A 25,049-nucleotide genomic window follows, 5' to 3' on the forward strand; every position below is an offset into this window, starting at 1 on the left:
AGGTCGAGCAGGCCGTCGGTGGCGGCGCAGTCACGGGATGCGTGACCTGTGCAGCTCTCAGCCGGCTGTCACATGAACTCGCCGACCGAGCTCGAGACACAGAGAGGCCCGGAGCACCGTGCGCTCCGGGCCTCTCGCGTGTGCTGCGTGCTGGGTCAGTTCGCCATGTCCACGAAGCGGCTGTAGTGGCCCTGGAAGGCGACCGTGACGTTCGCGGTGGGGCCGTTGCGGTGCTTCACCAGCATGATGTCGGCCTCGCCGGCCCGCGGGCTCTCCTTTTCGTACATGTCCTCGCGGTGGATCATCATGACCATGTCGGCGTCCTGCTCGATCGAGTTGTGGACCGCGATCCCCTCGGCGACGAAGTTGTGTCCTCCGAGCACCGTGGCGTCGTAGACCTCCTCCTCGGTTCCCTGCTCGATGGAGACGACCTCGTCCCACAGGACGTCGTTGACCGCCTGGATCTCGAGTTCGGCGTCGTCGAGGACAGCCGCGATCCGGCCGAGCCGCTCACGGCTGGGGGCGTGCTTCCACATCCCGCTGCCGTTGAAGGCCGAGCCCATGGCAGCGGCGAACGCCCGGTGGCTCATGCCCTTCTCCTCCAGCACCGCCCGCACGCGCTCCCACACCTGCACGGGCACGGTGTCGACGTTGGGGTTGCCCGACAGCTCCCGGACGATCCCCAGCAGCTGCTCGGCCGCCGCACCGCGGGCGCCGTGGACACCGATCTCCCCGAGGAACCGGCGCTGGTCATCACAGCCGCTGATGTCGAGCGTCCAGCCGTCGCGGTAGCCGGGCTTCCGCACCCGGCGGATGCGGCAGGAGATGCCGAAGCGCAGCAGCAGCCGCGAGAGGTCGTCGACGAGCTGCCGGCTGGTCGAGGCGTAGTAGACCCGGCCACCACGGCCGTTCTTGTTGACCGTGACGGAACCGTCGGTGGCCCACAGGTGGCGCAGGAAGAGCGCGATCTGCTTCTTGGGCAGCGAATACACCGCCTGGGGCACGAACTTCTCGTGGCTGCGCAACCCGAAGAGGCCGAGCTCGTCGAGCCAGGCGGCGACCGGGTTCCAGCGACCGTGCGTCAACGGGAACGGCGCGCGCAACCGCAGGCTGGTGCAGCGGGCGGCCGCGTACTCGTCACGTACGGCCACGACGCCGAAGTGGAGCGCCGCGGTGGTGACCGCGCGCAGGTTCTCCTCGTCGATGGAGGCGTAGCGCAGCGGCTGGCGCTTCACGAAGCTGCCGTCACCGATCAGGTGGGCCAGCAGGACCACCTTCTCGTCCGCCCAGACCGTCATTCGGTCCGGCGCCGGCACGTGCCGTGGCACGGCGATGCGGTCGCCGGGGGCCAGCTCCCCGAGCGGCCGGAAGCCGTCGTAGGTAAGGAACGGGTGGTTGGCCGTCGCCCGGATCGTCTTGCCCGACGAGGTCGTCAGCTGCAGCACCGGCTTCCGGCCGGTCGAGAAGACATGGGTGAGATGCCGGCGGACGTATCGCAGGTTGTCGTCCAGGGCCCACACGGGGACGTCGGTGGCCCCGCTCTCGAAGATCTCACCCATCGTCGTCTCGGCGCCGGTGTCGGCCCGCAAGATGCGGGTCTCGGCCGGCAGGCAGCCCGATTCGCGGAGGTCGGAGAGCATCGGCTTCTTGTCCTGACGCTGCTCGGAGCCACGGTTGAGCTGCGACATCGCGATGACCGGGACCTCGAGCTCCTTGGCCAGCAGCTTGAGGGCACGGGAGAACTCCGAGACCTCCTGCTGACGGCTCTCGACGCGCTTGCCGGACGTCATGAGCTGGAGGTAGTCGATGACCACGAGCTTGAGGTCGTTGCGCTGCTTGAGCCGCCGCGCCTTGGCCCGGATCTCCATCATCGTCATGTTGGGGGAGTCGTCGATGTAGAGCGGCGCGTCGGCGATCTCGCCCATGCGGCGGGCCAGCTTGGACCAGTCCTCGTCCGACAGCGTGCCGGCGCGCATGTGGTGCAGCGGCACCTTCGCCTCGGCCGAGAGCAGACGCATGGTGATCTCGTGCTTGCTCATCTCGAGCGAGAAGATGCAGGTGGCCAGATGGTGTTTAACCGTCGCAGAACGCGCAATGTCCAATCCCAGGGTACTTTTGCCAACTCCAGGCCTGGCCGCGATCACGACCATCTGGCCGGCCTGCAGCCCGTTGGTCAATTCGTCGAGATCGCGGATACCGGTCGGGACGCCGCGGGCGGTGCCGCCGCGGGACGCGATGGCGTCCAGCTCGTCCATCGTCGGCTGCAGGACGTCCTCGAGGCGTGAGTAGTCCTCGCTCATGCGCTTCTCGGTGACGTCGTAGATCTCCTGCTGGGCGCGGTCGACGATGTCGTCGACGTCGCCCTTGCCGCCGGCCGCGCCGTAGCCCAGCTGGACGACGCGTGTGCCGGCCTCGACCAGCCGGCGCAGCACCGCCTGCTCGGCGACGATCGCGGCGTAGTAGCCGGCGTTGGCCGCCGTCGGGGTCGACTGGATGAGGGTGTGCAGGTAGACCGCACCGCCCATCTTCGACAGCTGGTCGGTGCGGTTGAGCTCGGCGGCGACGGTGATCGCGTCGGCCGGCTCGCCCCGCCCGTACAGGTCGAGGATGCAGTCGAAGATCACCTGGTGGGCCGGACGGTAGAAGTCCGGGCCCGCCAGCACCTCGACGACGTCGGCGATCGCGTCCTTGCTCAGCAGCATGCCGCCGAGCACCGACTGCTCCGCCGCGACGTCCTGCGGCGGCTGCCGGTCGTACTGCGGCGCCGTCGGGGTCGGTCGGCTGAAGTCGTCGGCCACCGCCACGGCAGGTCCTCCATCCACTCACGGCGCACCCGCGCACAGGCCCCGGCGGGATCGCCGGGGCCTGGTGGGGGAGCACCAGTACGCTGCGCACCTGACTCGAACAGGCGTTCGAGACGTTCGTACCCCGGGGCACCGACAGTTCGGGCGGTCACGGGGTCGAGGAGGACGTTAGGAAGTGCGGACGGACCAGTCCAACACCGGTGTGGGTGCGCTTCTGCACAACTTGTGGACAAGTCGGTGGACACAGCCGTGTCGACATGTGGAGACAGCGGGGGACGCCGCGGCGCCGTCCCCCGTATCCCGGCCCTGACCTGCGGGGAGACGACCCACCGGGTGTGGATGGGAGAAAGTCGGGAGAAATCCGGGTGTCGTCGCCCGGCGTGTCGGAGTAGCCGGCGCAGGCGTCCCAGCGGTCACACGTCCACAGGTCGACACCGGCAGCCGCCGGGCGACGGGCGGCGACGACCGTGCGTGCGGTCACGGCTCCGGAACGCCGCGAGGGGCGCCGGACCGGGGTCCGACGCCCCTCGCGGGCGGTACAGCGACGACCGAGTGGTCAGCCGGGGACGACCTCGATGGTCAGCGGGGAGGTGACCTCGGGGTGCACCCGCACGGTCACCGTGTGCTGGCCGGTCGTCTTGATGCTGCTGGGCAGCTCCACCCGGCGCCGGTCGAGCGTGGGGCCGCCGGCGGCGGTCACGGCGTTCACGACGTCAGCGGTGGTGATGCGGCCGAACAGGCGACCACCCTCACCGGCGCGCGCCGGCACCTGGACGGTCAGGCCCGAGAGGCGCCCGGCCACGGCCTGGGCCTCCTCGAGCGACCGCACCTCGCGGGTGGCACGCGCCCGGCGCAGCGACTCGACCTGCTTCTCGGCACCGCGGGTGGCCTGGATGGCCAGGCCGCGGGGCAGGAGGTAGTTGCGGGCGTACCCGCCCTTGACCTCCACCGTGTCACCGGAGGACCCGAGACCGGTGACCTCCTGCGTCAGGATCAGCTTCTGGGTGCTCATGGTCAGCGCGCCGTCGAGGTGTAGGGCAGCAGGGCCATCTCACGGCTGTTCTTGACGGCCGTGGCGACGTCCCGCTGGTGCTGGCTGCAGTTGCCGCTCACGCGGCGGGCACGGATCTTGCCGCGGTCGGAGATGAACTTCCGCAGCAGGGTCGTGTCCTTGTAGTCGATGTAGGTCGCCTTGTCCTTGCAGAACTGGCAGACCTTCTTCTTGGGCTTGCGAACGGGGGGCTTGGCCACCGGGGTTCTCCAGAGAGTGAGGGGATGGAACGGCCCCCTCGCCGGGCCTACGCCGAGCGTCAGCGAGGCGTGGGGGCGAGGGGTCCTTTCTCAGAAGGGCGGCTCGTCGGACGGCGGAGCCGGGGTCGACCACGGGTCGCTGGACCCGCCGCCACCACCGAAGCCGCCACCGCCACCGCCGCCGAAGCCGCCGCCGCCGCCCTCACCGCGGGAGGCCTTGGTGACCTTCGCGGTGGCGTAGCGGAGCGACGGGCCGATCTCGTCGACCTCGAGCTCGACGACGGTGCGCTTCTCGCCTTCCTTGGTCTCGAACGACCGCTGCTTGAGCCGGCCGGAGACGATCACCCGCGACCCGCGGGTCAGCGACTCGGCGACGTTCTCCGCCGCCTGCCGCCAGACGTTGCAGCGCAGGAAGAGCGCCTCGCCGTCCTTCCACTCCTGCGACTGGCGGTCGAAGGTCCGCGGCGTGGAGGCCACGGTGAAGTTGGCGACCGCGGCACCGGAGGGCGTGAAGCGCAGCTCCGGGTCCGACGTCAGGTTGCCGATGACGGTGATGACGGTCTCGCCGGCCATGGTCAGTGGACCTCGGGCCGCATCAGCTTCGTGCGCAGGACCGACTCGTTGAGGTTCAGCTGCCGGTCGAGCTCGGCCACCGCGGCGGGCGTGGCCTGGATGTCGACGATGGCGTAGATGCCCTCGACCTGCTTCTTGATCTCGTAGGCCAGCCGGCGGCGGCCCCAGATCTCGGTCTTCACGGTGCCACCGGAGTTGGTGACGACGGTGAGGAACCGGTCGAGGGAGGGAGCGATCGTGCGCTCCTCCAGGTCGGGGTCGAGGATGACCATCAGTTCGTAGCGACGCACGGAGAACCCCACCTCCTCTGGTCTGAGCGGCTGCAGTCGGTCTGCAGCAGGAGGGTCGTACACGCGTCGCGCGCCCCGCCCGGTGACAGCCACCGGTGGAACGCGCTCCGTCGAGCGTACCAGCGGCGAGCTGCCCGCCGGCCGTCGTCCACGGGGACGGCGCCCGTCGGCCTCCTGCAGGGTCCCGCCGCGAGGCTGCGAGCGGCGGGGGGCAGGAGGTCCTTCTAAGGTCGGCCGGGTGTCAGCTCACCCGATCGGCGTACACGTCGGCCCAGGTCTGACCCAGGACGGCGGGATGGAGCACGGCGGCCCGCTGGCCCGGGCGGCGGAGATGGACGCCGACGGCGTGCAGGTCTTCCTGGGTGATCCGCAGGGGTGGAAGGCGCCGCGGCTGTCCGCCGACGTGCAGTCCGCCCTCTCCGGTGACCTGCTCCTGGTCGTGCACGCGCCCTACGTCCTCAACGTGGCGTCGACGAACAACCGCATCCGCATCCCGAGCCGCAAGACGCTCGGCCAGCACGCCCAGGTCGCCGCGGCGATCGGTGCCCGCGGCATGGTCGTGCACGGCGGTCACGTACTGGGGACCGACGACCCGGCCGCCGGCGTCGACAACTGGCGCAAGACCTTCGCCCGGCAGGCCGAGGACGGCGGCTTCCCCCTGCCGCTGCTCATCGAGAACACGGCCGGCGGCGGCAACGCCATGGCCCGCGACCTGGACGCCCTGGCCCGGCTGTGGGACGCCGTCGGCGAGTTCGGCGCCGGCTTCGTGCTCGACACCTGCCACGCGTGGGCCGCCGGCTGGGACCTCGCGACCGCGGTGGACGACGTCCGGGCGATCACCGGCCGCGTCGACCTGGTGCACCTCAACAACAGCCGCGACCCGCAGGGCTCCAGCCGTGACCGGCACGCCCCGCTGACCGACGGCGAGATCCCGACCGGGTTGCTGGTCGAGGTCGCCCGGGCGGCCGACTGCCCGGTCGTCCTGGAGACCCCCGGCGACGCCGCCTCGCACGCCGAGGAGATCACCCTGCTCCGGCAGGCCCTGACCTGAACCCGGCCGGTGTTCCACGTGGAGCGGTGACGCTGCGACGCCCCGCGTCGCACCGCGGCCAGGTGCCGTCCCCGGGTGGGCCGAGCTGCTGCGTCACTCCCCGCGGGACCCCCCGGGCCCCACCCGGCGACAGGACTGGTCCTCGGCCGCCGAGGGTCACCACGTCAGGTGCTCCGTTCAACGGGCCTCCGGCGGGGTCGTCGACGCCGGGCCAGCTGGTGCGGACGACGTCGTCGTCCGGTCGCCGCACCTCCCGGGCGACGAGCACCACGAGCGCCACCAGGACGGCATCGCGCACCAGGACGGCGAGGAAGAACCACTCCACCTCGACGCCGCGGTTCTCGGTGCCGAGGTAGTAGAGCATCGTCAGGACCCACACCAGGGCCTCGCTGACCTGCCAGACCAGCAGCGAGCGCCACCGGGGCCGGGCCAGGACCGCCAGCGGCAGCAGCCACAGCGCGTACTGCGGGCTGTAGACCTTGTTGAGCAGCAGGAAGCCGGCCACCAGCAGGAAGGCCACCTGCGCCACCCGCGGCCGCACCGGGGCGCTCAGCACCAGCCAGGCGACCCAGGCCGCCAGCGCGAGCAGCAGCACGGCCACGACCGCGTTGAGCACCACCGGCGTCTGCCCGTCGGCGAGGGGGCCGTCGAGGACGCGGTTGCCCGTGACCGTCAGCAGCACGTTCCAGATCGACTCCGGGTTGGCCGGGCGCTGGCGGCTGAAGGCGAAGAACCAGCCCCAGTTCTCCGGTGCCAGCAGGGCCACCGGCAGGTTCACCGCCAGCCAGGCAGCGGCCGCGGCGAACGCCGCCCGCAGCCAGACCCGCAGCGCACCGGCCCGCAGGCAGAGCAGGAACAGCGCGCCCAGCACGAGCACCGGGTAGAGCTTGGCGGCCACGCCGAGCCCGAGCAGCGCCCCCGCGAGCACCGCCCGCTGCCGGGCCCACGCCCACATCCCGAGGGTGGCGAGGGCGACGGCCAGCAGGTCCCAGTTGTTGAACGCGTAGACCAGCAGCACCGGCGACAGCGCCACCATGGCGGTGTCCCACGGCCGCCGACCGGTCAGCGGCAGGACGGCCCGGGTGACTCCCACCGCGCACACCGACATGAGCAGCGCCGTGACGACGGTGTAGCTCTGCACCGGCGGGACCGCCGGGAGCCCGCCGACCGCGGCCGCCAGCCCGTCGTACCAGCCGGAGAACAGCGCGGCGAGCGCCATCGCCGCCCCGGTGAGCACCGGGTACTCCACCCGCGCGTCGAGGTAGGGCAGCGCCCCCTCGCCCTGCCCGTACACGCCGAACAGCGGCACCGGGTCGGAGTAGCAGAGGTGGGTGTACTGCAGGGAGCCGGTCCAGTCGCCGTCCGAGCACGGGGCCTGCTTGAGCCAGGCGAGCGCCAGCACGGTCGTGGTGAACAGCAGGCACACGCGCAGCGGGGTCCAGAACGAGGCCCGCCCGACGGGCGCGTGGCGGCCCCAGGGGCCACCCACCGCCTCGCTGGCCTGCGCCACGACCGGGTCGGTCCAGGTGGGGACGACGCGGTCCGGCTCCGGACAGGCCGCGGGCCCGTCCGCTGGTGCGGACGGGCCCGTCGGGATCGTGCTCATGCGGTCAGTCTGCCCGCCGGAGGTCGGCCGGCCCGCTACTGCTCCTGGCCCGCCGGCTCCTCGGCCTGCTGACCGGCGCCCGTACTGGGGGGGCCGCCGCCCGGCGGACCGGTGACCGGCGGGACGGGGCCGGTGCTGGGACCGGGGCCGCCCTGGTTGCCGGTGTCGCTGCCGTTCCCGCCGGTCTCGGTGCCGCCGGTGCCAGCGGTGTCGTCGGTGACGGTGTCCTCGGTGACCTGCTCCTGCACGGTCTCCTGCGGCTGAGCGGGCTGGGTGGGCTGGGTGGTCACCGGTGCGGGCGCCTGCGCCTGCGTCGGCGTCTCGGGCTCCGGCGCGGGCACGCCGTTGCCGGTGTCGCCGCGGATGAGCGCCCGGTCGGGCAGGTCCTCCTCCGGCGTCCCGTCCAGCACGGTGTTCATGTACTCCTGCCAGATGGCGCCGGGCAGGCCCGAGCCGTAGATGATCCGGCCGTTGACGTCCTCGATCGGCTGGGCCGGCGAGTCGTTGCCCATCCAGACCGCGGTGGAGATGGACGGCGTGAAGCCGACCATCCACGCGTCGGAGTTGTCCTCGCCCTGACCCTGCGTACCGGTCTTGCTGGCGACCTCGCGGCCACCGTCGAGCGAGCGCCGCGAGTAGGCGGCGACGTCGGTCATGGCGTAGGTGACGTCGTTGACCACGTCGTCCTCGAAGACCCGGTCGCCGGCGTCGCCGTTGTAGTCGAGCAGCACCGCGCCCTCGCTGTCGGTCACCCGGGCGACGAAGTACGGCTCGTGCTCGACGCCGGTGGCCAGGGTGGCGAAGCCGTGCGCCTGGTCGATCGGGCGCATCTCGTACTGGCCGATGCCGATCGAGCCGCCGGCAGCGCCGGTCTCCCTGTCGGCCAGCGTGTTGCCGCCGGCGAGCAGGCCGTAGGCAGGGTCGTCCGGCCACGCCTCGGGCAGGCCGGTGGCCTCGAGGGTGTTCTGCCGGACCCGCTCGGCGCCGACCTCGTAGGCCAGCCCGTAGAAGGTGGTGTTCAGGGAGCGGGTCAGCGACTCCCTGAGCGTGCAGGAGCCGCACGAGGCGCCGCCGGAGTTGCGGACCGGCAGGCCCGGGCGGTCGGCGAACTCCTGCGGCGAGGAGCCGTCGCGCCGGGCGTTGACGCTGATGCCGTCCTCCAGCGCGGTGGCCAGCACGTACGGCTTCACCGACGAGCCGGGCTGGCGCAGGGCCTGCGCGTAGTCGACCGCGCCGTCACCGGCGCCGATCGGACCGCCGTAGTAGGCCCGCACGGCACCGGTGTTCGGGTCGATGGACACCAGCGCCTCGCGCAGGTTCTCCGGCTGCCCGTCCATCACCTCGTCGACAGCGGACACGGCGGCGTCCTGGTAGCGCTTGTCGACCGTGGTGGTGATGCGCAGGCCGCCGGCCCGGATCTGCTGCTCGTCGTAGCCCTTGGCCTCGAGCTCGGCGATGACGCGCTGGACGACCAGCCCCTGCGACTCGCTGGGGATGCCCAGGTTGGAGCCCGTCCGCGGGAGGACGGGCGGGAAGACCGAGGCGTCCCGCTCCTGCTGGGTCAGCCAGCCCTCGTCGACCATCGCGTCGAGCACCAGGCCCCAGCGGTCCTGCGACCCCTCGGGGTTGGACTCCGGGTCGTAGGAGGAGGGGCTGCGGACGAGGACGGCGAGCACCGCGCCCTGCTGGGCGGTCAGCTGGCTGGCCGGCACGCCGAAGTAGGTGTTGGCCGCCGTCTCGATGCCGTAGGCGCCGCGGCCGAAGTAGATGGTGTTCAGGTAGTTCTCGAGGATCTCGTCCTTCTCGTACTCGTTGTCGAGCTTGACGGCGAGGAAGAGCTCCTGGAACTTCCGGCTGAACGTCTGCTCCGACGTCAGGAAGGCGTTCTTGACGTACTGCTGGGTGATGGTCGAGCCACCCTGCGTGGAGCCGCCGGTCAGGTTGTTCCACGCGGCGCGCACGATGCCCGTCGCGGAGATGCCGGGGTCGGTGTAGAAGCTGCGGTTCTCGGCCGCCAGGATCGCCTCGCGCGCGGGCTCCGAGACCTCGGCGAGCGGCACGTTGGTGCGGTTCTCCGCGCCCAGCCGGGCCATCTCGGTGGTGCCGTCGGCGTAGTGGACGACCGTCGTCTGCGCGTTCTGCACCGAGCTCGGGTCGGGCACGTCGGTCGTCGCGTACACGACGCCCACGAAGACGCCGAGCAGCACGAACGCGCCCGCCAGCACGCCGAGCAGGGCCTTGAACCGGCGTCGGCGGCGCTGCTGCCCGGCGCGGGTGCTCTTGCCGGCGGGACGGGTGCCCCGTGCGGCCGGGCCGGGCCGCGAGGCCGTCGTCCGGCCGCCGCGGCCTGCCGGTGGCCGGCCCCTGCCTGCCGGGGGCCGGTCGCCTCCGCCGGTCCCGCCGGCGGTGCGACCGGACGGCGGACGGCGGACCGAGCCGCCGCGCGGCCCGACCGGTGAGGTCTCGTCGTGGGGAGGCACGCAGGGGCCCCTCTCTGGTTCAGGTCTCGGTGGGCGCGCAGGACGACCGCGTCCGGCACCCAGAGTGGTGTCTTGAGCTGTGCGAGCGAGGACGACCCGCGGCGCAGCGACGCCTCGGTGTCTCAACGACCACGCGGGGCACTCCGTGTTCCCCGTGTGACGGGTACTACAACTGCTCGGTGGCCGTCCGCCGCCTCGTGCGCCGGGGCTGGCGACCCGGATCCGGCTCGGCCCCCAGGACGTACGAGCAGTCCAGGTGGTTCCACCCGCACCCGCGGCACACCTGGACGGCGTAGACGGAGAACTCCTCCTGCGCGCGGTCCATCCGGGCGAGCTCGGCCTGCGTCTTCGCCTGGCCGGCCGTGGGGCCGAGGTGCTCCCCGTAGACGTAGCTCACCAGCGTGAGCCGCTCCTTGCGGCACACCGGGCAGGTGACGTCGGTCGCCTCGCCGTGGTACTTGGCCGCCCGGGTGAGGTACGGACTGGCGTCGCAGACCTCGAAGAGCCCCGTGCGACCGGCGTACACGTCGGCGAGGACGGCTCGCCGCTGCAGCGAGTAGTCCACGACGGATCGACGTCCGGGCACTGCGCCAATGTACGCACCGCGGCGGGCACGGGGAGGTGTCCGACCACGTCCGGAGGGTCTGTCGGGTCGGCCCGAGCTGTCCTGCCGCGCACCTGCCGATGTATCGTCTCGATACATCGATCCGCAGGACGACGAGGGAGGCGACGTGCTCGAGTTCGCCATCCTGGGCCTGCTCCACCAGTCGCCGATGCACGGCTACGAGCTGCGCAAGCAGCTCGCCCAGGTGCTCGGCGGGCTGCGCAGCATCTCCTACGGGTCGCTCTACCCCGCGCTCAAGCGGCTGCACGCGGCCGGGTACGTCACCACCGACGAGCCGGACCCCCGCGCCCCTCTGCCGGCCGACGCACCGCCGCTGACCGGCCGGCGCGGCAAGGTGGTCTACACGATCACCGCCGAGGGCAAGGAGCGCTTCCACGAGCTGGTCGGCCAGGCCGGTCCCGAGACGTACGACGACGACGGGCTCTTCGGCGTCCGCCTGGCGTTCTTTCGGCACACCGCCGCGGACGTCCGGCTGCGCATCCTCGAGGGTCGCCGCCGCACCGTCGAACGGCAGCGCGAGGGCCTGCGGGCCTCGCTGAGCCGGACCCGGGAGCGCCTGGACCGCTACACCCTCGAACTCCAGCGCCACGGCCTGGAATCGGTCGACCGCGAGGTCCGCTGGCTGGCGGAGCTCATCGACCGCGAGCTGACCGACGGTCAGGGGCGTCGAGACGACGGCGCCACCCCGGGGGACCCGCCGGCACAGGCGCCCCCCGGGCCCTGACCAACACCTCCCGATGAGCGGACGGGAGAGCTCCGCGCCCGTCACCCCGAGCAGGACCGTCCACGGTCCGTGTCCACCGACCGCAGGCGGTCAGTGAAGAAGGAGATGTCCATGGGATCCGTCAAGGTCGCCATCGTCGGCGTCGGCAACTGCGCCGCCTCGCTGGTGCAGGGTGTCCACTACTACCGCGACGCCGACGAGACGACGTCGGTGCCGGGCCTGATGCACGTCCGCTTCGGCGAGTACCACGTCCGCGACGTGGAGTTCGTCGCGGCGTTCGACGTCGACGCCAAGAAGGTCGGCCGCGACCTCTCCGAGGCGATCGTGGCCAGCGAGAACAACACCATCAGGATCTGCGACGTCCCGCCGCTGGGCGTGACGGTGCAGCGCGGCACCACCCTCGACGGCCTCGGCAAGTACTACCGGGCGACGATCGAGGAGTCCGACGAGGAGCCGGTGGACGTCGTCGCGGCGCTGCGCGAGTCCGGCGCCGACGTGCTGGTCTGCTACCTGCCGGTCGGCTCGCAGCAGGCCGCCGAGTTCTACGCCCAGTGCGCGCTGGACGCCGGCGTGGCCTTCGTCAACGCGCTGCCGGTCTTCATCGCCGGGACGCCGGAGTGGGCCGAGAAGTTCACCGCCGCCGGGGTCCCGATCGTCGGCGACGACATCAAGAGCCAGGTCGGCGCCACCATCACCCACCGGGTGCTGGCCAAGCTCTTCGAGGACCGCGGCGTGCAGCTCGACCGCACGATGCAGCTCAACGTCGGCGGCAACATGGACTTCAAGAACATGCTCGAGCGCGAGCGGCTGGAGTCCAAGAAGATCTCCAAGACGCAGGCCGTGACCAGCCAGGTCGACCGGGACATGGGCACCGACAACGTGCACATCGGCCCGTCGGACCACGTGCCGTGGCTGTCGGATCGCAAGTGGGCCTACGTGCGCCTCGAGGGCCGCGCGTTCGGCGACGTCCCGCTGAACCTGGAGTACAAGCTCGAGGTCTGGGACTCCCCAAACTCCGCCGGGATCATCATCGACGCCGTCCGCGCCGCGAAGATCGCCAAGGACCGCGGCATCGGCGGCCCCATCCTCTCCGCGTCGTCCTACTTCATGAAGAGCCCGCCGGTGCAGTACAGCGACAGCGAGGCCCGCGACGCCGTCGAGGCCTTCATCAGGGGCGACGGGGAGGACCCCGTCGCCCCCACCGCTCGCTAGCCCGCGGTGGGCCCCTCGACGGGGCCGAGGTACCGACCGGGGCCCGCGGTCCGCACGGATCGCGGGCCCCGGCGCATGCCGGGCGTCCGCGTGGGACGCGATCGACGACCTGCCCGGCTGCCTAGGCTGCCCGCATGTCCGCGCGCCGTCCTCCGCTGCTGCCGGCGCTGGGGCTGGCGATGGCGGTCCTGGCCGGCTGCTCCGGCGCCGGCGAGCGCGCGGAGGGCGCGCCGGTCACCGCTGAGGAGGCCGACCTCCTCGCGCAGCTGCTCGCCGACAACCACGAACGGGGCGGTGCCGACTTCGTGGTCACCGCCCCCTACGGCGAGGACACCGTGCTGACCCTCACCGGCGAGGTCGACCTCGCCGGTGGCGCCGGTCGCGCGCACGCGGTCACCTCGTACGGCGACGGCCGGCCCGACGAGACCCGCACGCTGTTCTTCACCGCCGACGGACTCTGGTTCGGCGAGGTCCCGGGCCTGGCCGCCGTGCTGGGTGCCGAGGGGCTGCCCGAGGCCTCCTACGTGCACCGTCCGGTGGCGCTGGGGGAGGAGGCGCCGCTGGTCGACGTCCTCACCACGGTGGTGCTCAACCTCTCCGCCGAGGAGCCGGACGACGGCGGGGACTTCCGCGGCGCCGGCTACACGTGGGAGGGCGACCGCTCGATCGACGGCGAGCTCGCGCAGCTCTACGCCTCGGAGGCCGGCTGGTCGGTCGCGGTCGACCGGTCCACCGACCTGCTGGTGCAGTACCGCACGTCGTTGCCCGGCCAGGAGTTCGAGGTGACGGTGACGCTGTCGGACCACGGCCCGCGGGAGATCACGCTGCCGGCCGAGGGGGAGTCCGTGGACGGGTCGGCGCACCCCGAGGTGGCGGCGACCGTCGGTCTGTAGCGGAGGGACCCCGTCCCCTCACCCCTCGCAGGCTCGGGGTGAGCCCCTGGATGGGGCCGGGACGTGCGGAAGGGGCGGCCTCTTCCCCAGACCGCCCCTCCCGGGGGAGTTCCTACCAGATGCCGCGCCCCAGCGCACGGGGGACGCGCGGGGTCAGTTCGCGGACGGGTCGGCCGGTGCCGTCGACAGCACCGCCAGGCGCCCGGTCTGGCGGCCCATCACCCGGCGCCACAACTCCGGGCCGGCCAGCTCGCTCAGCACGTCGTCCGGGCTGCCCGGCACGCAGGCCCAGGCGCCCTCGGCGACCTCTGCGGCCAGCTGGCCGGGCGACCAGCCCGCGTAGCCGGCGAACACCCGCAGCCCCCGGACCCGGCCGACCAGCTCCTCGGGGTCGGCGTCCAGGTCGACCAGGTGCACGTCGCCGGCCACCGGTCGCAGGCCGCAGTCCTCGTCCGGGGACGCGCCGAGGGCCGGGTCGCAGACGGCGAGGCACAGGGCCGTGTCGGTCTCGCAGGGCCCGCCCACGTGGAACACGACCGGGTCGACGGCGAGGTCGCACCAGCCGGGGAGCACGTCGCGGATCTCCACCTGGCTCGGCCGGCCCAGCACCACGCCCAGCGTGCCGCTGTCGTTGTGGTCGAGCACGAAGACGACGGTGCCCGCGAAGGTCGGGTCGGTCAGGCTCGGCATCGCCACGAGCAGCGACCCGGGCCGCACGTCGTCCAGGCAGCCCGTCGAGAGCGCGGGGACCGCGTCCGGGCGACGTCGGCCCGTCGCGGGCCGGGCCGGCGGCCCCGACTCGGGATCGGGCGAGGACGGGGGAGTCATCGCTCCCAGTGTGCCCCACCGGAACGCCACCTGGAGGGAGCGGCCGCGCCTCCGCCGGACGGCCTCCCGGCCCGTCGTCGACCCTGTGGGGAGGGGTGGCCACCGTAGGGTGACCGGGTGCGGCAGGCGGGGACGACCGTGCGCTCCCTCCTGGCCCGCGGCGACTTCCGCCGGCTGCTCGCCACCCGGCTGTCCGCGCAGTTCGGCGACGGCGTGCTGCAGGCGGCCCTGGCCGGCACCGTCCTGTTCAACCCGCAGCGCGCGGCCGACCCGGTCGAGGTCGCCGCCGCGTTCGCCGTCCTGCTGCTGCCCTGGTCGCTGGTGGGGCCGTTCGCCGGTGTCTGGCTGGACCGGTGGAGCCGGCGGCAGGTGCTGGTGCACGCCGACCTGCTGCGCGCCGTGCTGGTCGCCGTCCTGGCGCTGCTCGTGGTGGGCGGGTCGGCCGGCGCGCCGTTCCTGCTCACCGGGCTGGTGCTCTTCTCCGTCGCGCGCTTCGTGCTCTCCGCGCTGTCGGCGTCCCTCCCGCACACGGCTCCCGACCTGGTGCCGGCCAACGCGCTGTCGACGACGTCCGGCGCGGTGGCCACCGTGGCCGGCGGGGCGGTGGCGGTCGCGCTGCAGCAGGTCGCGGGGACCACGGGGGACGCCGGGTACGCCGCGCTGACCCTGGGGGCGGCCGTCCCCTACCTGCTCGCCGCGGCGCTCGCCGCCGGGTTCGCCCGCGGCGCCCTGGGCCCGGACCAGGGCGCCGCTCGGCCGTCCGCGCGGCAGGTGGTCGCCGGGATGGTGGCCGGCGCGCGGCACGTGCGCGCCCGCCCGCCCGCGGCCACCGCCCTGGCCCTGATCACCGTGCACCGGCTGTGCTTCGGGCTGGTCACGCTGGTCACGCTGCTCTTCTTCCGCGGTGCCTCGCCGTCCGGGGAGGGGCTGCTGGGAGCTGGGGTGGCGCTGGCCGCGGGGGCGTGCGGCACGTTGCTGGCGGCCGCGGTGACGCCGGCGGCCGTGCGCCGCCTCGGGACGGCGCGGTGGGTGACCCTGCTGCTGGGTGCCGGGGGTCTGCTGCTGGCAGCGCTGGGCCTGCCGTTCCTCCCGGCGACCGTCGTCCTGACCGGCGCCGTGCTCGGCTTCCTCGGGCAGGGCGTGAAGATCTGCGTGGACGCCACGCTGCAGCAGGTGGTGGACGACGACGTCCGCGGCCGGGTGTTCTCCGTCTACGACATGCTGGTCAACGTCGGCTACGTGGCCGCCCTGCTGGGAGCGGCGCACCTGCTGCCGCCGGACGGCGTCTCCCCGCCCGCGATGGTCGCCGTCGGCGCCGCCTACGTCCTCGCCGCCGGCGTCGCCGCCCGGTCCGCGCTGCCCCGCTGAGCGGGTCAGAGCTCGGGGACGCAGGCTCCTCGCCCCAGGCGGGCGAGCCCGGTGAGGTCCCCGTCGGCGAAGTCGGTGACGCCCGGCACCGTCTGCGGGTACAGCAGCTGGGACTCGTCGTCGACGTGGTCCAGGCCCACCAGGTGCGCCAGCTCGTGCAGGACGATCCCCGAGGCCGTGGCCTCGCCGTCCCGCTGGGCCAGGATCTCGGGGAACTGGTCGGCGTCGAGCGACACCGTGCCGGTGACGTAGACCCGCGTCCCCTCACCCAGCGAGACCGCCAGGCTGCCGGCCCGGCCCACGGTGTCGCCCGCGAGGTCCGGGTTCTCCGCCTCGGTCTCCCAGGCGACGAGCACCGGAGCCCAGCGGTCCCCGTAGCGGTCGGGCTGGAACACCTCCCGCTCGGCGGCGGGGACCTCGTCGGTCGGTCCGTCGTGGACGAACACCAGGCCGGTCACCTGCGCGATCCGGGCCACGGCCGCGTGCACCAACTCCTCCCCGCCCGGAGGGGCGCCATCGGGCCGGATCGCGTAGTGCACGACCCGGCACGGGTCGTAGGCCACCGGCGTGGCCCCGTCGGCCTGGACCAGCGAGAAGGCGTGCGGCCCACCGGCTCCCGGCGCCGGTGCGGGGTTGCCCCGTGGCGACCGGCTCGCCTCCACCCCGGGGGACGGACGGTCCGTCGGGGCAGCCAGCGGGACGCTGCGGTCCGGGGCCAGGCCGGCCGGCGCGGCGCGGTCCCAGGGCCACGGCACGGCTCCGGTGAGGACGGCGGCCCCCAGCGAGCCGCCGACGACCAGCAGGACGGCGAGCAGTCCGAGGAGGCCCGACCCGCGGCGCCGGCGGGCGGGCGGCCCGGGGGCCCGCCACGGAACCGGCTGGACGGGGAGGCCGAGCGCCTCGTCCACCACCCACTGCGGCGTGCGCCCGCTGGGCGAGGTGGGCAGCCGGGAGCCCGGGTCCGGGCCGGGTCGCTGTTCTGGCACGTCTCTCCTGTCGGCAGCAGGGAGCTCCGCCTGCAGCCCGGTCAGGTCCCGGTGCGGGCGGCCCACCAGCTGCGCAGCTCGGCCTCGGCCTCCTCCGGTGCCAGCGGGCCGCGCTCGAGCCGCAGGTCCTTGAGGTGCTTCCAGGCCTCGCCGACCTCGCGACCGGGCGGGATGCCGAGGATCTCCATGATCGCGTTGCCGTCGAGGTCCGGGCGCACCCGCGCGAGGTCCTCGGCCGCCGACAGCTCGGCGATCCGCCGTTCCAGCGAGTCGTAGGTGGCCGACAGCGCCGCGGCCCGCCGCTTGTTGCGCGTCGTGCAGTCCGAGCGCACCAGCTTGTGCAGCCGGGGCAGCAGGTCGCCGGCGTCGGTGACGTAGCGGCGGACGGCGGAGTCGGTCCACTCGCCGCGGCCGTAGCCGTGGAAGCGCAGGTGCAGGAAGGTCAGCCGGGCGACCGACTCCACGACGTCCTTGGAGTACCGCAGCGCCTGCAGCCGCTTGCGCACCAGCTTGGCCCCGACCACCTCGTGGTGGTGGAAGGAGACCCGGCCCCGCGGCTCGTGCCGGCGGGTGGCCGGCTTGCCGATGTCGTGCAGCAGCGCGGCCAGCCGGAGCACCAGGTCCGGCGACTCCGCGTCCGGATCCGCCTCCTCCAGCGCGATCGCCCGGTCCAGCACCGTCAGCGAGTGGGTGTAGACGTCCTTGTGCTGGTGGTGCTCGTCGATCTCCATCCGCAGCGCCGAGAGCTCGGGCAGGACGACGTCGGCCAGCCCGGTGGCGACGAACAGCTCCAGGGCCGCCCGGGGGGAGTGCTGCAGCAGCGTCTTCGACAGCTCCACCTGCACCCGCTCCGGGGTGATCCGGCCGAGCTCGGGGGCCAGCGAGGTCATCGCCTCCACCACCTCGTCGACCGGGGTCAGGCCGAGCTGGGCGACGAACCGCACCGCGCGCAGCATCCGCAGCGGGTCGTCGGCGAAGGACTCCACCGCGGCGCCCGGCGTCCGCAGCCGGCCGGCCAGCAGGTCGCCCAGGCCGCCGTAGGGGTCGGTGACGGTGCGGTCGGGGCCGAGCGACACGGCCATCGCGTTGACGGTGAAGTCCCGGCGCGCGAGGTCGTCGACGAGCGAGTCCCCCCAGGCCACCTCGGGGTTGCGCGACTCCCGGTCGTAGCGGTCGGCACGGAAGGTCGTGATCTCCAGCCGGACGCCGTCCACCTCGGCGCCCACCGTGCCGAACGCGATGCCGGTGTTCCACGTGGAACTGGCGAACCCGCGCAGCAGGCCGAGCACCTGTTCGGGCCGGGCGTCGGTGGTGACGTCGAGGTCGCCGGGGACCACGCCGGTCCCCCGCCCACCCCCGGAGCCCGCGGCGAGCAGCGCGTCGCGGACCGAGCCCCCCACGAGGTGCACCTCGAAACCCGCGGCGGTGAACCGCGCACCGAGCCGGGTCAGCACGGGGGAGAGGTCGACGAGCTCGCGCACCGTCTCCTGGACGGCGGGCGGCACGGACGCAGCAGCTGCCGTCGGAACGAGAGGCTCACCGGACACGACGATCCAGGGTAGTGGCGTGCCGCGCGCTACCCTCCTGGCATGGCTGGGACGGGCGGGCGAGGGCGCCCCGGCCGCCGGTTGCGCCGGGTCGACGAGACCTCCGCCGGGGGCCTGGTGGTGGCCGACGACCCCATCACGGGACCGCGCGCCGCCCTCATCGGGCGCACCGACCGTCGCGGGCGGCTGCTCTGGTCGTTGCCCAAGGGGCACATCGAGGAGGGCGAGACCCCGGAGGACACCGCCGTCCGGGAGGTCGCCGAGGAGACCGGGATCATCGGCGAGGTCGTCGCTCCGCTCGGCATCATCGACTTCTGGTTCGTCGCCGACGGCCGCCGGGTGCACAAGACCGTGCACCACTTCCTGCTCCGCGCCATCGGGGGAGCCCTGTCCGACGCCGACATCGAGGTGACCGAGGTGGCCTGGGTGCCCCTGGACGAGCTCGGTGCCCGGCTCGCCTACGCCGACGAGCGAGCACTGGTCGAGCGGGCGCCCGCGCTCCTCGCCGACAGCGCGTGAGCGGGGCGGCGAGCTCACCGGTAGACAGCGCGGACGGCCGCCTCACCGGGCCGACAGGCGCCGGCGAGGAGCTGTCGTGAGCCGGCGGTCGGCTGCCGGGGGCGCCGGCGGCCGGTCCGCAGCGTCCTCCCCCCGCCGCACCGCTCGGGGGACGACGGTCGGCGTCGCCCTGGCCGGGACGCTCACGGCTCCCCTCGTCGTGCTGGCGCCGTCCGCGGCCGCCGCCCCGGAGGACCCGGCTGCCGCCGAAGGGGTCGCCGACGACCGCTCCGTGAGCATCGAGCTCACCCGGCTGGAGCCCCGCACGCTCGCCCCCGGCGTCCCGGTCACCATCGCCGGCGAGCTGACCAACACCGGCACGGAGACGATCGAGGACCTCGACGTGCGGCTGCAGCGCGGCCAGCCGCTGGGCACCCGCGCCGAGCTGCAGGCGGTCGACGGCGCCCGCGACCTGACGGCCGTCGCCGTCACGCCGTTCCAGGACGTCGCCGCAGAGCTGCGCCCCGGCGCCTCGGCGTCCTTCACCCTCACCACGACCAGCGACGCGCTGGCCATCGACCGGGAGGGCGTCTACCCGGTGCTGCTCAACCTCAACGGCGCCGGGTCCGACGGGGACCGCAGCCGCGTGGGGGAGCTGACCACCTACCTCGTCCAGCCGTCGGTGCTGCCGCCCACGTCGGCCGGCGTCGCCTGGCTGTGGCCGCTGGTCGAGCGCACCCACCGCGACGCGTCCGGCGCCTTCGTCGACGACGGGCTGACCGGCGAGGTGTCCACCGGCGGCCGGCTGGACCGGGCGCTGGCCGCCGTGGAGCAGCTGCCCGAGACCGTGCCGCCCGGGGGCGGCGAGCCGACACCGGTGGTCCCGGTGACCCTCGCCGTGGACCCCGCACTGGTCGAGGAGCTGCAGGTCATGGCCGACGGCCCCTACGCCGTCGCCGGCGACGAGGGCGCCGGGGCGGGCACCGACGAGGCCGCCGCCTTCCTGGGGCGGCTGCGCGCCGTCGCCGCCGACCACCCGGTCGTCGCGCTGCCCTACGGCGACGTCGACGCCGACGCCCTGACCGCGGCCGGCCTGTCGGCGGTCGTCACCCGCAGCCTGCCCGGCAGCCCCGAGGGGACGGCGCAGGACGATCCCGACGCCCCCACCGCCCCGCCGACCGCAGCGCCCACCGGGACCGGGGGCACCGCCGGCGCGGACGTCCTCCGGGAGGTCCTGGGCGTGGACGCACGCACCGACCTCGCCTGGGCGGTCGGTGGCTCGCTGCGCCCCGAGACGCTCGCCGTCCTGCAGGACGGCGGCGTCCAGGAGGTCGTGCTGGCCCCCGGCGGGCTCACCGACGGGGCGGCCGCGCTCGGCCTGGACGGTCCGGCCGCGGCGCGGACGACCGTGCCCACCGAGGACGGTGCCGTCGACGTCCTGGTCGCCGATCCCGCGCTCGGCCAGCTCGCAGGGAACGCCGCGCAGGTCCCGGGGGGCCGCCGCGCCGCCGAGCAGCGCACCGTCGCCGAGCTCGCGCTCCTCACCCTCCGGCCGGGCGACGCGGCCGCAGGGCAGAGCGTGCTGGTGGCTCCGCCCCGCGAGGTCGACGCCGACCCCGCCGCGGTGAGCGCCATGATGGCCGCAGCGGCACAGCTGCCGGGGCTGCGGCCGGCCACCGTGGCCCAGCTCGGCGACGGGCCGGCCACCGACGCCGGCGAGCTGGTCGCCCCGGCCGACCCGGGCGGGCTGGAACCGGCCGGCCTGACCGACGTCACCGCTGCGGTCGCCGTCCGCGACCAGCTCGCCGGCGCGGTCCTCGGGGACGCCGATGCGGTGCTCGCCCCCTGGGACGCCGCGATCGCGCGCGCCACCTCGGCCGCCTGGCGGGACGACCCCGCGGCGTTCGCCGCGGCCGCCGCGGACCTGCGGACGACGATGCGCCGGCTGCTCGGGCGGGTCACCCTGCTCGCCCCGGCCGCCGGCACCTACAGCCTCGCCTCCAGCGACTCACCGCTCGTGCTCACCGTCCGCAACGACCTGCCCTTCGCCCTGCGCGTGCAGCTGCGGGTGCAGACCCGCGGCAACGCGCTGTCGGTGGGCGACCTCGGCGACGAGGTCCTCGGGCCCGAGCAGCGGACGACGCTGACGGTCCCGACCGAGGTGCGCCAGTCCGGCCGCTTCGGCGTCGCGGCCACGCTCACCACCCCGGACGGCACGCCGCTGGGCGACCCCGTGGAGCTGCAGGTGCAGAGCACCGCGTACGGGTCGATCTCGGTGATCATCACCATCGGCGCGGCCGCGCTGCTCGGGCTGCTCTTCCTGCGCCGGCTGGTGCGCTACCTGCTGCGCCGCCGCCGCGGCACCCCCACCGACGGGGACGGCGGGCTGCCGGGCGGCCCGGCACCCGAGGGCGCGGCGGTGCCGCTGCCCCCGACGCGGAGCCCGGTGTGAGCGAGGTCGCGAGCTCACCGACGACCACGGCAGCTCCGGTCGCGGGCTGCCCCGGCGCCGGCGAGGGGGGCTCGTGACCGACCGCCCCGTGGAGGAGCACCGCCCGCTGCCCCCCGTGCCGCCACCCCCCGCCACCCGCCGGCCGATCGAGGACCGTTCCCCGGCGTCCCGGCCCGGCGAGCGGGCACGCCGGGAGCCACCGCCCGTGGCCGGTCCGGGGACCCCGCCGGCCCTGCCGCTGCCCCCGCCGCCCTACCCCAAGGCGCCGCCGGGCGGCCGGCCGCTGCCGCCGGTCCCGCCACCGGCGCCGCGCGTGCGCGATCTCCCCCCGGTGCCGCCCCCGCGCCGCGCCTCGCGGTGGGTGCCGGGGCCCGACGACACCCAGCTGATCCCGGTCCTGCCCGCGGTGCCGCGCCCGGTGGACGAGACCGAGGAGGAGGTCGAGGCCCGCGAGGGCCGTCCCGGCGCCAGCCGCGGCATCCTGCGGGCCGCCGGGACGATGGCGGTGGCGACGCTGGTCTCCCGCATCACCGGGCTGCTGCGCACGATGGTGCTGACGGCGGCGCTCGGCGTCGGCCTGGTCGGCGACGCCTACAACACCTCGAACACGCTGCCCAACATCGTCTACGAGCTGCTGCTCGGCGGCGTGCTGACCTCGGTCGTCGTCCCGCTGCTCGTGCGCGCCCAGGAGCGGGACGACGACGGCGGCGCCGCCTACGCCCAGCGGCTGGCCACGGTCGCCATCGGCGGGCTCGTCGTCGTCACCGGGCTGGCCGTGCTGGCCGCACCGCTGCTGACCGCGCTGTACGGCCTCGACGAGGACCCCGCGCAGTACGAGCTGGCCACCTGGCTGGCCCGGATCCTGCTCGTGGAGATCGTCTTCTACGGCATCGGCGCCCTGGCGCAGGCGATCCTCAACTCCCGCGGGGTGTTCGGCCCGCCGGCCTGGGCGCCGGTGCTCAACAACGTGGTCGTCATCGCCACCGGCGTGCTCTTCGTCGCCGCGAGCGGCCCCGGCGACCTCACCCCGCTGACCATCACCGACACCCAGGTCTGGCTGCTCGGCGTCGGCACCACGCTGGGCATCGCCGTGCAGGCGCTGGTGCTGCTGCCGCTGCTGCGCCGGGCCGGCGTCCCGCTGCGCCCCCGCTGGGGGCTGCGCGACACCGGGCTGGGCGAGGCGGGCACGCTGGGCCTCTGGGTGGTCGGCTACGTCGCGATCAGCCAGGTCGGCGTCGTGGTGGCCACCCGGATCGCCAACGCCGCCGGCCGCGAGGGCGGGCTGGGCTCGATCGGCTTCGCCAACGCCAGCCTGCTGTTCCAGATGCCCTACGGGATCATCGGCGTCGCCCTGCTGACCGCGCTGGTGCCGCGGATGAGCCGGGCCGCCGCCCGCTCCGACGTCCCCGGCGTGGTGCGCGACCTCTCCCTCGGCACCCGGCTGTCCGCTCTCGGGCTGCTGCCGGTCAGCGCGGCGCTGACCGTGCTGGGCCCGCCGCTGGCGGTGGTGGCCTTCGGGCGCGGCAACACCGGCGTCGACGACGCCCGGGCCATCGGGATCGCGCTCGCCGTCGGCGCCTTCGGGTTGCTCCCGATGGCGGTGACCCTGCTGCAGCTGCGGGTCTTCTACGCCACGAAGGACGCCCGGACCCCCACGCTCATCCAGGTGGGCATGGTCGCCGTCCGGGTGCCGCTGCTGCTGCTCGTCCCGGTCGTGGTGTCGGAGGACCTGGTGGTGGCCGGCCTGATGCTGGTCACCAGCCTCACCTACGTGGCCGGCTGGGTGCTCGGTCACGTCGTGCTGCGCCGCCGGCTCGGGGTGCTGGAGACCCGGGCGACGCTGCTCCCGGTGCTGCGGACCGCCGCGGTCGCCCTCGTCGCGGGCCTGCTCGGCTGGCTCGCGGTGTCCCTGGCCGATGGCGCGCTGGGTGCATCGGTGGCAGGCTCGCTCGGCACCGTGCTGCTGGGTACCGTGGTCATCGGCGTCGCGACCCTGCTCGGGTTCGTGGTCGCCCGCGTCCCCGAGGTCCGGGAACCCCTGGCAGCTGTTCGGGCCCGGCTGGGGCGGCGCGGGTGAGCAGCGTGGCGCCGCCGCCGGGGCAACCGAGCCGCCGGCCGGGAGGGGACGGGGGGCCGGGCGCACCGATGACGTCCACGACCACCGGGCTCCCCGACCGCTACCGCCCGCTGGACGAGGTCGGCCCGACCGAGACCACCGCGACCGGGGTCATCCACTGCTGGCGGGCCAAGGACCGGATCCTCAACCGCGACGTGGCCATCCGGGTGCACACCCCGGGCGGGCCGGCCGCCCGCGAGTGGATCACCCGCGCGCTGACCGCCGGGGGGCTCGCGACGCCCGCGCTGGCGATGGTCTACGACGCCGCGGAGGGCAACGGCGACGTGCAGGCGCCGGGTGGCGCGGCCTACGTCGTCAACGAGTGGATCGAGGGGCGCACCCTCGCCGAGAGCCTGGCTGCCGGCCCGATGCCCGAACGGGAGGCGCGCACCGTGCTGCGCCGGCTCGCCGAGGGCGTCGCCGCGGCCCACCGGGTCGGGCTGGCCGTCGGCGGGCTCACCCCGGAGACCGTCGTCCTGCGGCCGAACGGCATGGTCGGACTGCGCTCGGTGCCCGCCGCCAGCGGCACCGTCCAGGGCGACGTCGCCGCCCTCGGGGAGCTGCTGGAGTACTGCCTCACCGGCCGCCGCCCGGGCACGGCCCCCGCCGGCCGGGCACCGGGGATGCCGCCGGACCTCGCCGCGCTCGTGCGCCGCGCCCGCTCCACCGAGCCCGGCGCCGGGCTCTCCAGCGTCGCCGCGATGGCCGCGCTGCTCGCCGAGCGCCCCCGCACCGGGCAGACCGCCGATCCGGGGCGCGCGCCGGACGAGTCGGACAGCGGGTGGCTGCGCCGGCTGCGCGAGCGCCGCGAGGAGGACCGCGGCGAGGGCTCCGGGGACGGCGTCGCGGTCGACCCCGCACCGACCCGGGACGCCTCCGGGACCGCGTTCCCGCCACCGGAGGCCCGCGGGCTCCCGCCGGTCCCCGGCCGGTGGGACGAGGACGACGAGGACGGCGACGACCTGCTGCCGCTGTCGGCCGGTCCCGCGGACGGGGACCTGCGTGACGACGAGGCCGCGCAGGCGGGACGGCGACGGCTGCTCGTCGTGGGCCTGCCGCTGGCAGCGCTGGTCGTGGTGATCGCCCTGGCGGTCTACCTGGGCAACCTGATCTCGCCCGACGACGTCGCCACCGACCCGTCCCCCGTGTCGAGCGCGCCGGCGACCAGCGCGCCCCCCGCCGGGCAGACGCCCGCCCCCGGCGACAGCCCGGCGCTGAGCATCGCCGGCGCGAGCGTGTACGACCCGTTCGGCGACGGCGACCCGGACAACCCCGACGACGTCCCGCTGTCCTTCGACGGCGACCCGGCCACCGCCTGGTCGACGGTCACCTACCGGGGGTCGCCGGCGTTCGGCAACCTCAAGGACGGCATCGGGATCGTCTACGACCTCGGCTCCGAGCAGGCCCTGGCGGGCCTGGGCGTCAGCGGTACCGCCGGCGCCACGGTGGAGGTGCGGGTCGGCGACCAGGCCGAGGGCGACCTGGACTCCTTCGACCCGGTCGCCGACGGCGAGCTCGGCGACTCGGCGGACCTGTCCTTCGACGAGCCGGTGACCACCCGCTACGTGCTGCTGTGGCTGACCGGGCTGGCGCCGTCGGACGGCGGGTTCTCCGCCGCGGTCGCCGAGGTCACCCTCACGCCGGCGAGCTGAGGGAGGACCCCCTGCCCCCCACCGTGGAGGGGCCCGTCCTCCCCACCCCTCCCGAGCTCGGGGCGGGACCCGGGACGGGGCCGGCGGCGAGCC

At 74.5% G+C, this 25,049-nt stretch carries 20 protein-coding genes; 9 read left to right on the top strand and 11 right to left on the bottom strand.

Features of this window, described 5'->3' with window-relative positions:
• Positions 1 to 155 precede the first annotated feature (155 nt).
• From BMW27_RS16485 to rpsF, 5 genes are all read right to left on the bottom strand, one after another.
• Positions 156 to 2,804, bottom strand: a complete 2,649-nt coding sequence (locus tag BMW27_RS16485) for a replicative DNA helicase (protein WP_091446000.1) — start codon at positions 2,802 to 2,804, stop codon at positions 156 to 158.
• 556 nt (positions 2,805 to 3,360) lie between these two features.
• Complete coding sequence (gene rplI, locus BMW27_RS16490; RefSeq protein WP_091446002.1) at positions 3,361 to 3,816, bottom strand: 50S ribosomal protein L9; 456 nt, start codon at positions 3,814 to 3,816, stop codon at positions 3,361 to 3,363.
• A 2-nt stretch (positions 3,817 to 3,818) separates the two neighbouring features.
• Positions 3,819 to 4,055, bottom strand: a complete 237-nt coding sequence (gene rpsR / locus BMW27_RS16495; RefSeq protein ID WP_012951016.1) for a 30S ribosomal protein S18 — start codon at positions 4,053 to 4,055, stop codon at positions 3,819 to 3,821.
• A gap of 90 nt (positions 4,056 to 4,145) precedes the next feature.
• Positions 4,146 to 4,628, bottom strand: coding sequence for a single-stranded DNA-binding protein (locus tag BMW27_RS16500; protein ID WP_091377888.1), 483 nt, complete (start codon positions 4,626 to 4,628; stop codon positions 4,146 to 4,148).
• Between the two features lie 2 nt (positions 4,629 to 4,630).
• On the bottom strand, positions 4,631 to 4,918 hold the full coding sequence (gene rpsF, locus BMW27_RS16505) for a 30S ribosomal protein S6 (RefSeq protein ID WP_072920562.1): 288 nt from the start codon (positions 4,916 to 4,918) through the stop codon (positions 4,631 to 4,633).
• Positions 4,919 to 5,156: 238 nt separating this feature from the next.
• Here rpsF and BMW27_RS16510 point away from each other — a divergent pair, with 238 nt between their 5' ends.
• The gene (locus tag BMW27_RS16510) at positions 5,157 to 5,969 is read left to right on the top strand and encodes a deoxyribonuclease IV (RefSeq protein WP_091446004.1); all 813 of its coding nucleotides are present in this window, start codon (positions 5,157 to 5,159) and stop codon (positions 5,967 to 5,969) included.
• Here BMW27_RS16510 and BMW27_RS16515 read toward each other — a convergent pair.
• The 3 genes from BMW27_RS16515 to BMW27_RS16525 form a co-directional block, all read right to left on the bottom strand.
• Positions 5,941 to 7,575 carry a glycosyltransferase family 87 protein gene (locus BMW27_RS16515; RefSeq protein ID WP_245743641.1) on the bottom strand — a complete coding sequence of 545 codons (1,635 nt, stop codon included), beginning with the start codon at positions 7,573 to 7,575 and terminating at the stop codon, positions 5,941 to 5,943. The two genes, BMW27_RS16510 and BMW27_RS16515, sit on opposite strands and share 29 nt — an antisense overlap.
• 35 nt (positions 7,576 to 7,610) lie before the next feature.
• Positions 7,611 to 10,055 (bottom strand): transglycosylase domain-containing protein, encoded by a 2,445-nt coding sequence (locus BMW27_RS16520; protein WP_245743642.1) that lies wholly within the window; start codon positions 10,053 to 10,055, stop codon positions 7,611 to 7,613.
• Between the two features lie 166 nt (positions 10,056 to 10,221).
• Positions 10,222 to 10,641 (bottom strand): DUF5318 family protein, encoded by a 420-nt coding sequence (locus BMW27_RS16525; RefSeq protein ID WP_091446006.1) that lies wholly within the window; start codon positions 10,639 to 10,641, stop codon positions 10,222 to 10,224.
• Positions 10,642 to 10,786: 145 nt separating this feature from the next.
• On the opposite strand from BMW27_RS16525, the gene BMW27_RS16530 reads away from it, so the two are divergent.
• The 3 genes from BMW27_RS16530 (at position 10,787) to BMW27_RS16540 (ending at position 13,509) form a co-directional block, all read left to right on the top strand.
• Positions 10,787 to 11,404 (top strand): PadR family transcriptional regulator, encoded by a 618-nt coding sequence (locus BMW27_RS16530; protein WP_091446008.1) that lies wholly within the window; start codon positions 10,787 to 10,789, stop codon positions 11,402 to 11,404.
• Positions 11,405 to 11,515: 111 nt separating this feature from the next.
• Positions 11,516 to 12,616 (top strand): inositol-3-phosphate synthase, encoded by a 1,101-nt coding sequence (locus tag BMW27_RS16535; protein ID WP_091446010.1) that lies wholly within the window; start codon positions 11,516 to 11,518, stop codon positions 12,614 to 12,616.
• Between the two features lie 134 nt (positions 12,617 to 12,750).
• Entirely contained in the window at positions 12,751 to 13,509 is a 759-nt protein-coding gene (locus BMW27_RS16540; protein WP_091446011.1) for a hypothetical protein, read from the top strand.
• A gap of 153 nt (positions 13,510 to 13,662) precedes the next feature.
• Here BMW27_RS16540 and BMW27_RS16545 read toward each other — a convergent pair whose 3' ends face one another.
• Positions 13,663 to 14,337, bottom strand: coding sequence for a YqgE/AlgH family protein (locus tag BMW27_RS16545; RefSeq protein ID WP_245743644.1), 675 nt, complete (start codon positions 14,335 to 14,337; stop codon positions 13,663 to 13,665).
• 117 nt (positions 14,338 to 14,454) lie between these two features.
• Here BMW27_RS16545 and BMW27_RS16550 point away from each other — a divergent pair, with 117 nt between their 5' ends.
• Positions 14,455 to 15,705, top strand: coding sequence for an MFS transporter (locus tag BMW27_RS16550; RefSeq protein WP_091446013.1), 1,251 nt, complete (start codon positions 14,455 to 14,457; stop codon positions 15,703 to 15,705).
• Between the two features lie 5 nt (positions 15,706 to 15,710).
• Here the strand turns inward: BMW27_RS16550 and BMW27_RS16555 are convergent, their stop codons facing one another.
• Together BMW27_RS16555 and BMW27_RS16560 are read right to left on the bottom strand one after the other, a co-directional pair.
• Positions 15,711 to 16,691: a matrixin family metalloprotease gene (locus tag BMW27_RS16555; RefSeq protein ID WP_091446362.1), complete on the bottom strand. Its 981-nt coding sequence runs from the start codon at positions 16,689 to 16,691 to the stop codon at positions 15,711 to 15,713.
• 41 nt (positions 16,692 to 16,732) lie between these two features.
• The gene (locus BMW27_RS16560) at positions 16,733 to 18,172 is read right to left on the bottom strand and encodes a CCA tRNA nucleotidyltransferase (RefSeq protein ID WP_245743646.1); all 1,440 of its coding nucleotides are present in this window, start codon (positions 18,170 to 18,172) and stop codon (positions 16,733 to 16,735) included.
• Positions 18,173 to 18,280: 108 nt separating this feature from the next.
• Between BMW27_RS16560 and BMW27_RS16565 the strand changes: the two genes are divergently transcribed.
• From BMW27_RS16565 to BMW27_RS16580, 4 genes are all read left to right on the top strand, one after another.
• Positions 18,281 to 18,757 (top strand): NUDIX hydrolase, encoded by a 477-nt coding sequence (locus BMW27_RS16565; RefSeq protein WP_091220955.1) that lies wholly within the window; start codon positions 18,281 to 18,283, stop codon positions 18,755 to 18,757.
• A gap of 76 nt (positions 18,758 to 18,833) precedes the next feature.
• Positions 18,834 to 21,188: a DUF6049 family protein gene (locus BMW27_RS16570; RefSeq protein WP_091446017.1), complete on the top strand. Its 2,355-nt coding sequence runs from the start codon at positions 18,834 to 18,836 to the stop codon at positions 21,186 to 21,188.
• Between the two features lie 73 nt (positions 21,189 to 21,261).
• On the top strand, positions 21,262 to 23,265 hold the full coding sequence (gene murJ / locus BMW27_RS16575) for a murein biosynthesis integral membrane protein MurJ (protein ID WP_091446019.1): 2,004 nt from the start codon (positions 21,262 to 21,264) through the stop codon (positions 23,263 to 23,265).
• 68 nt (positions 23,266 to 23,333) lie between these two features.
• Positions 23,334 to 24,956, top strand: coding sequence for a protein kinase family protein (locus BMW27_RS16580; RefSeq protein ID WP_091446021.1), 1,623 nt, complete (start codon positions 23,334 to 23,336; stop codon positions 24,954 to 24,956).
• Positions 24,957 to 25,049 lie beyond the last annotated feature (93 nt).

Source organism: Geodermatophilus poikilotrophus (assembly GCF_900111455.1).
Lineage (GTDB): Bacteria > Actinomycetota > Actinomycetes > Mycobacteriales > Geodermatophilaceae > Geodermatophilus > Geodermatophilus poikilotrophus.

Coding starts and splice junctions, on each gene's coding strand:
- BMW27_RS16580 (WP_091446021.1), top strand. CDS start 23,334: ATGACGTCCACGACCACCGGGCTCCCCGACCGCTACCGCCCGCTGGAC.
- BMW27_RS16540 (WP_091446011.1), top strand. CDS start 12,751: ATGTCCGCGCGCCGTCCTCCGCTGCTGCCGGCGCTGGGGCTGGCGATG.
- rplI (WP_091446002.1), bottom strand. CDS start 3,816: ATGAGCACCCAGAAGCTGATCCTGACGCAGGAGGTCACCGGTCTCGGG.
- BMW27_RS16500 (WP_091377888.1), bottom strand. CDS start 4,628: ATGGCCGGCGAGACCGTCATCACCGTCATCGGCAACCTGACGTCGGAC.
- BMW27_RS16535 (WP_091446010.1), top strand. CDS start 11,516: ATGGGATCCGTCAAGGTCGCCATCGTCGGCGTCGGCAACTGCGCCGCC.
- BMW27_RS16565 (WP_091220955.1), top strand. CDS start 18,281: ATGGCTGGGACGGGCGGGCGAGGGCGCCCCGGCCGCCGGTTGCGCCGG.
- BMW27_RS16545 (WP_245743644.1), bottom strand. CDS start 14,337: ATGACTCCCCCGTCCTCGCCCGATCCCGAGTCGGGGCCGCCGGCCCGG.
- BMW27_RS16515 (WP_245743641.1), bottom strand. CDS start 7,575: ATGAGCACGATCCCGACGGGCCCGTCCGCACCAGCGGACGGGCCCGCG.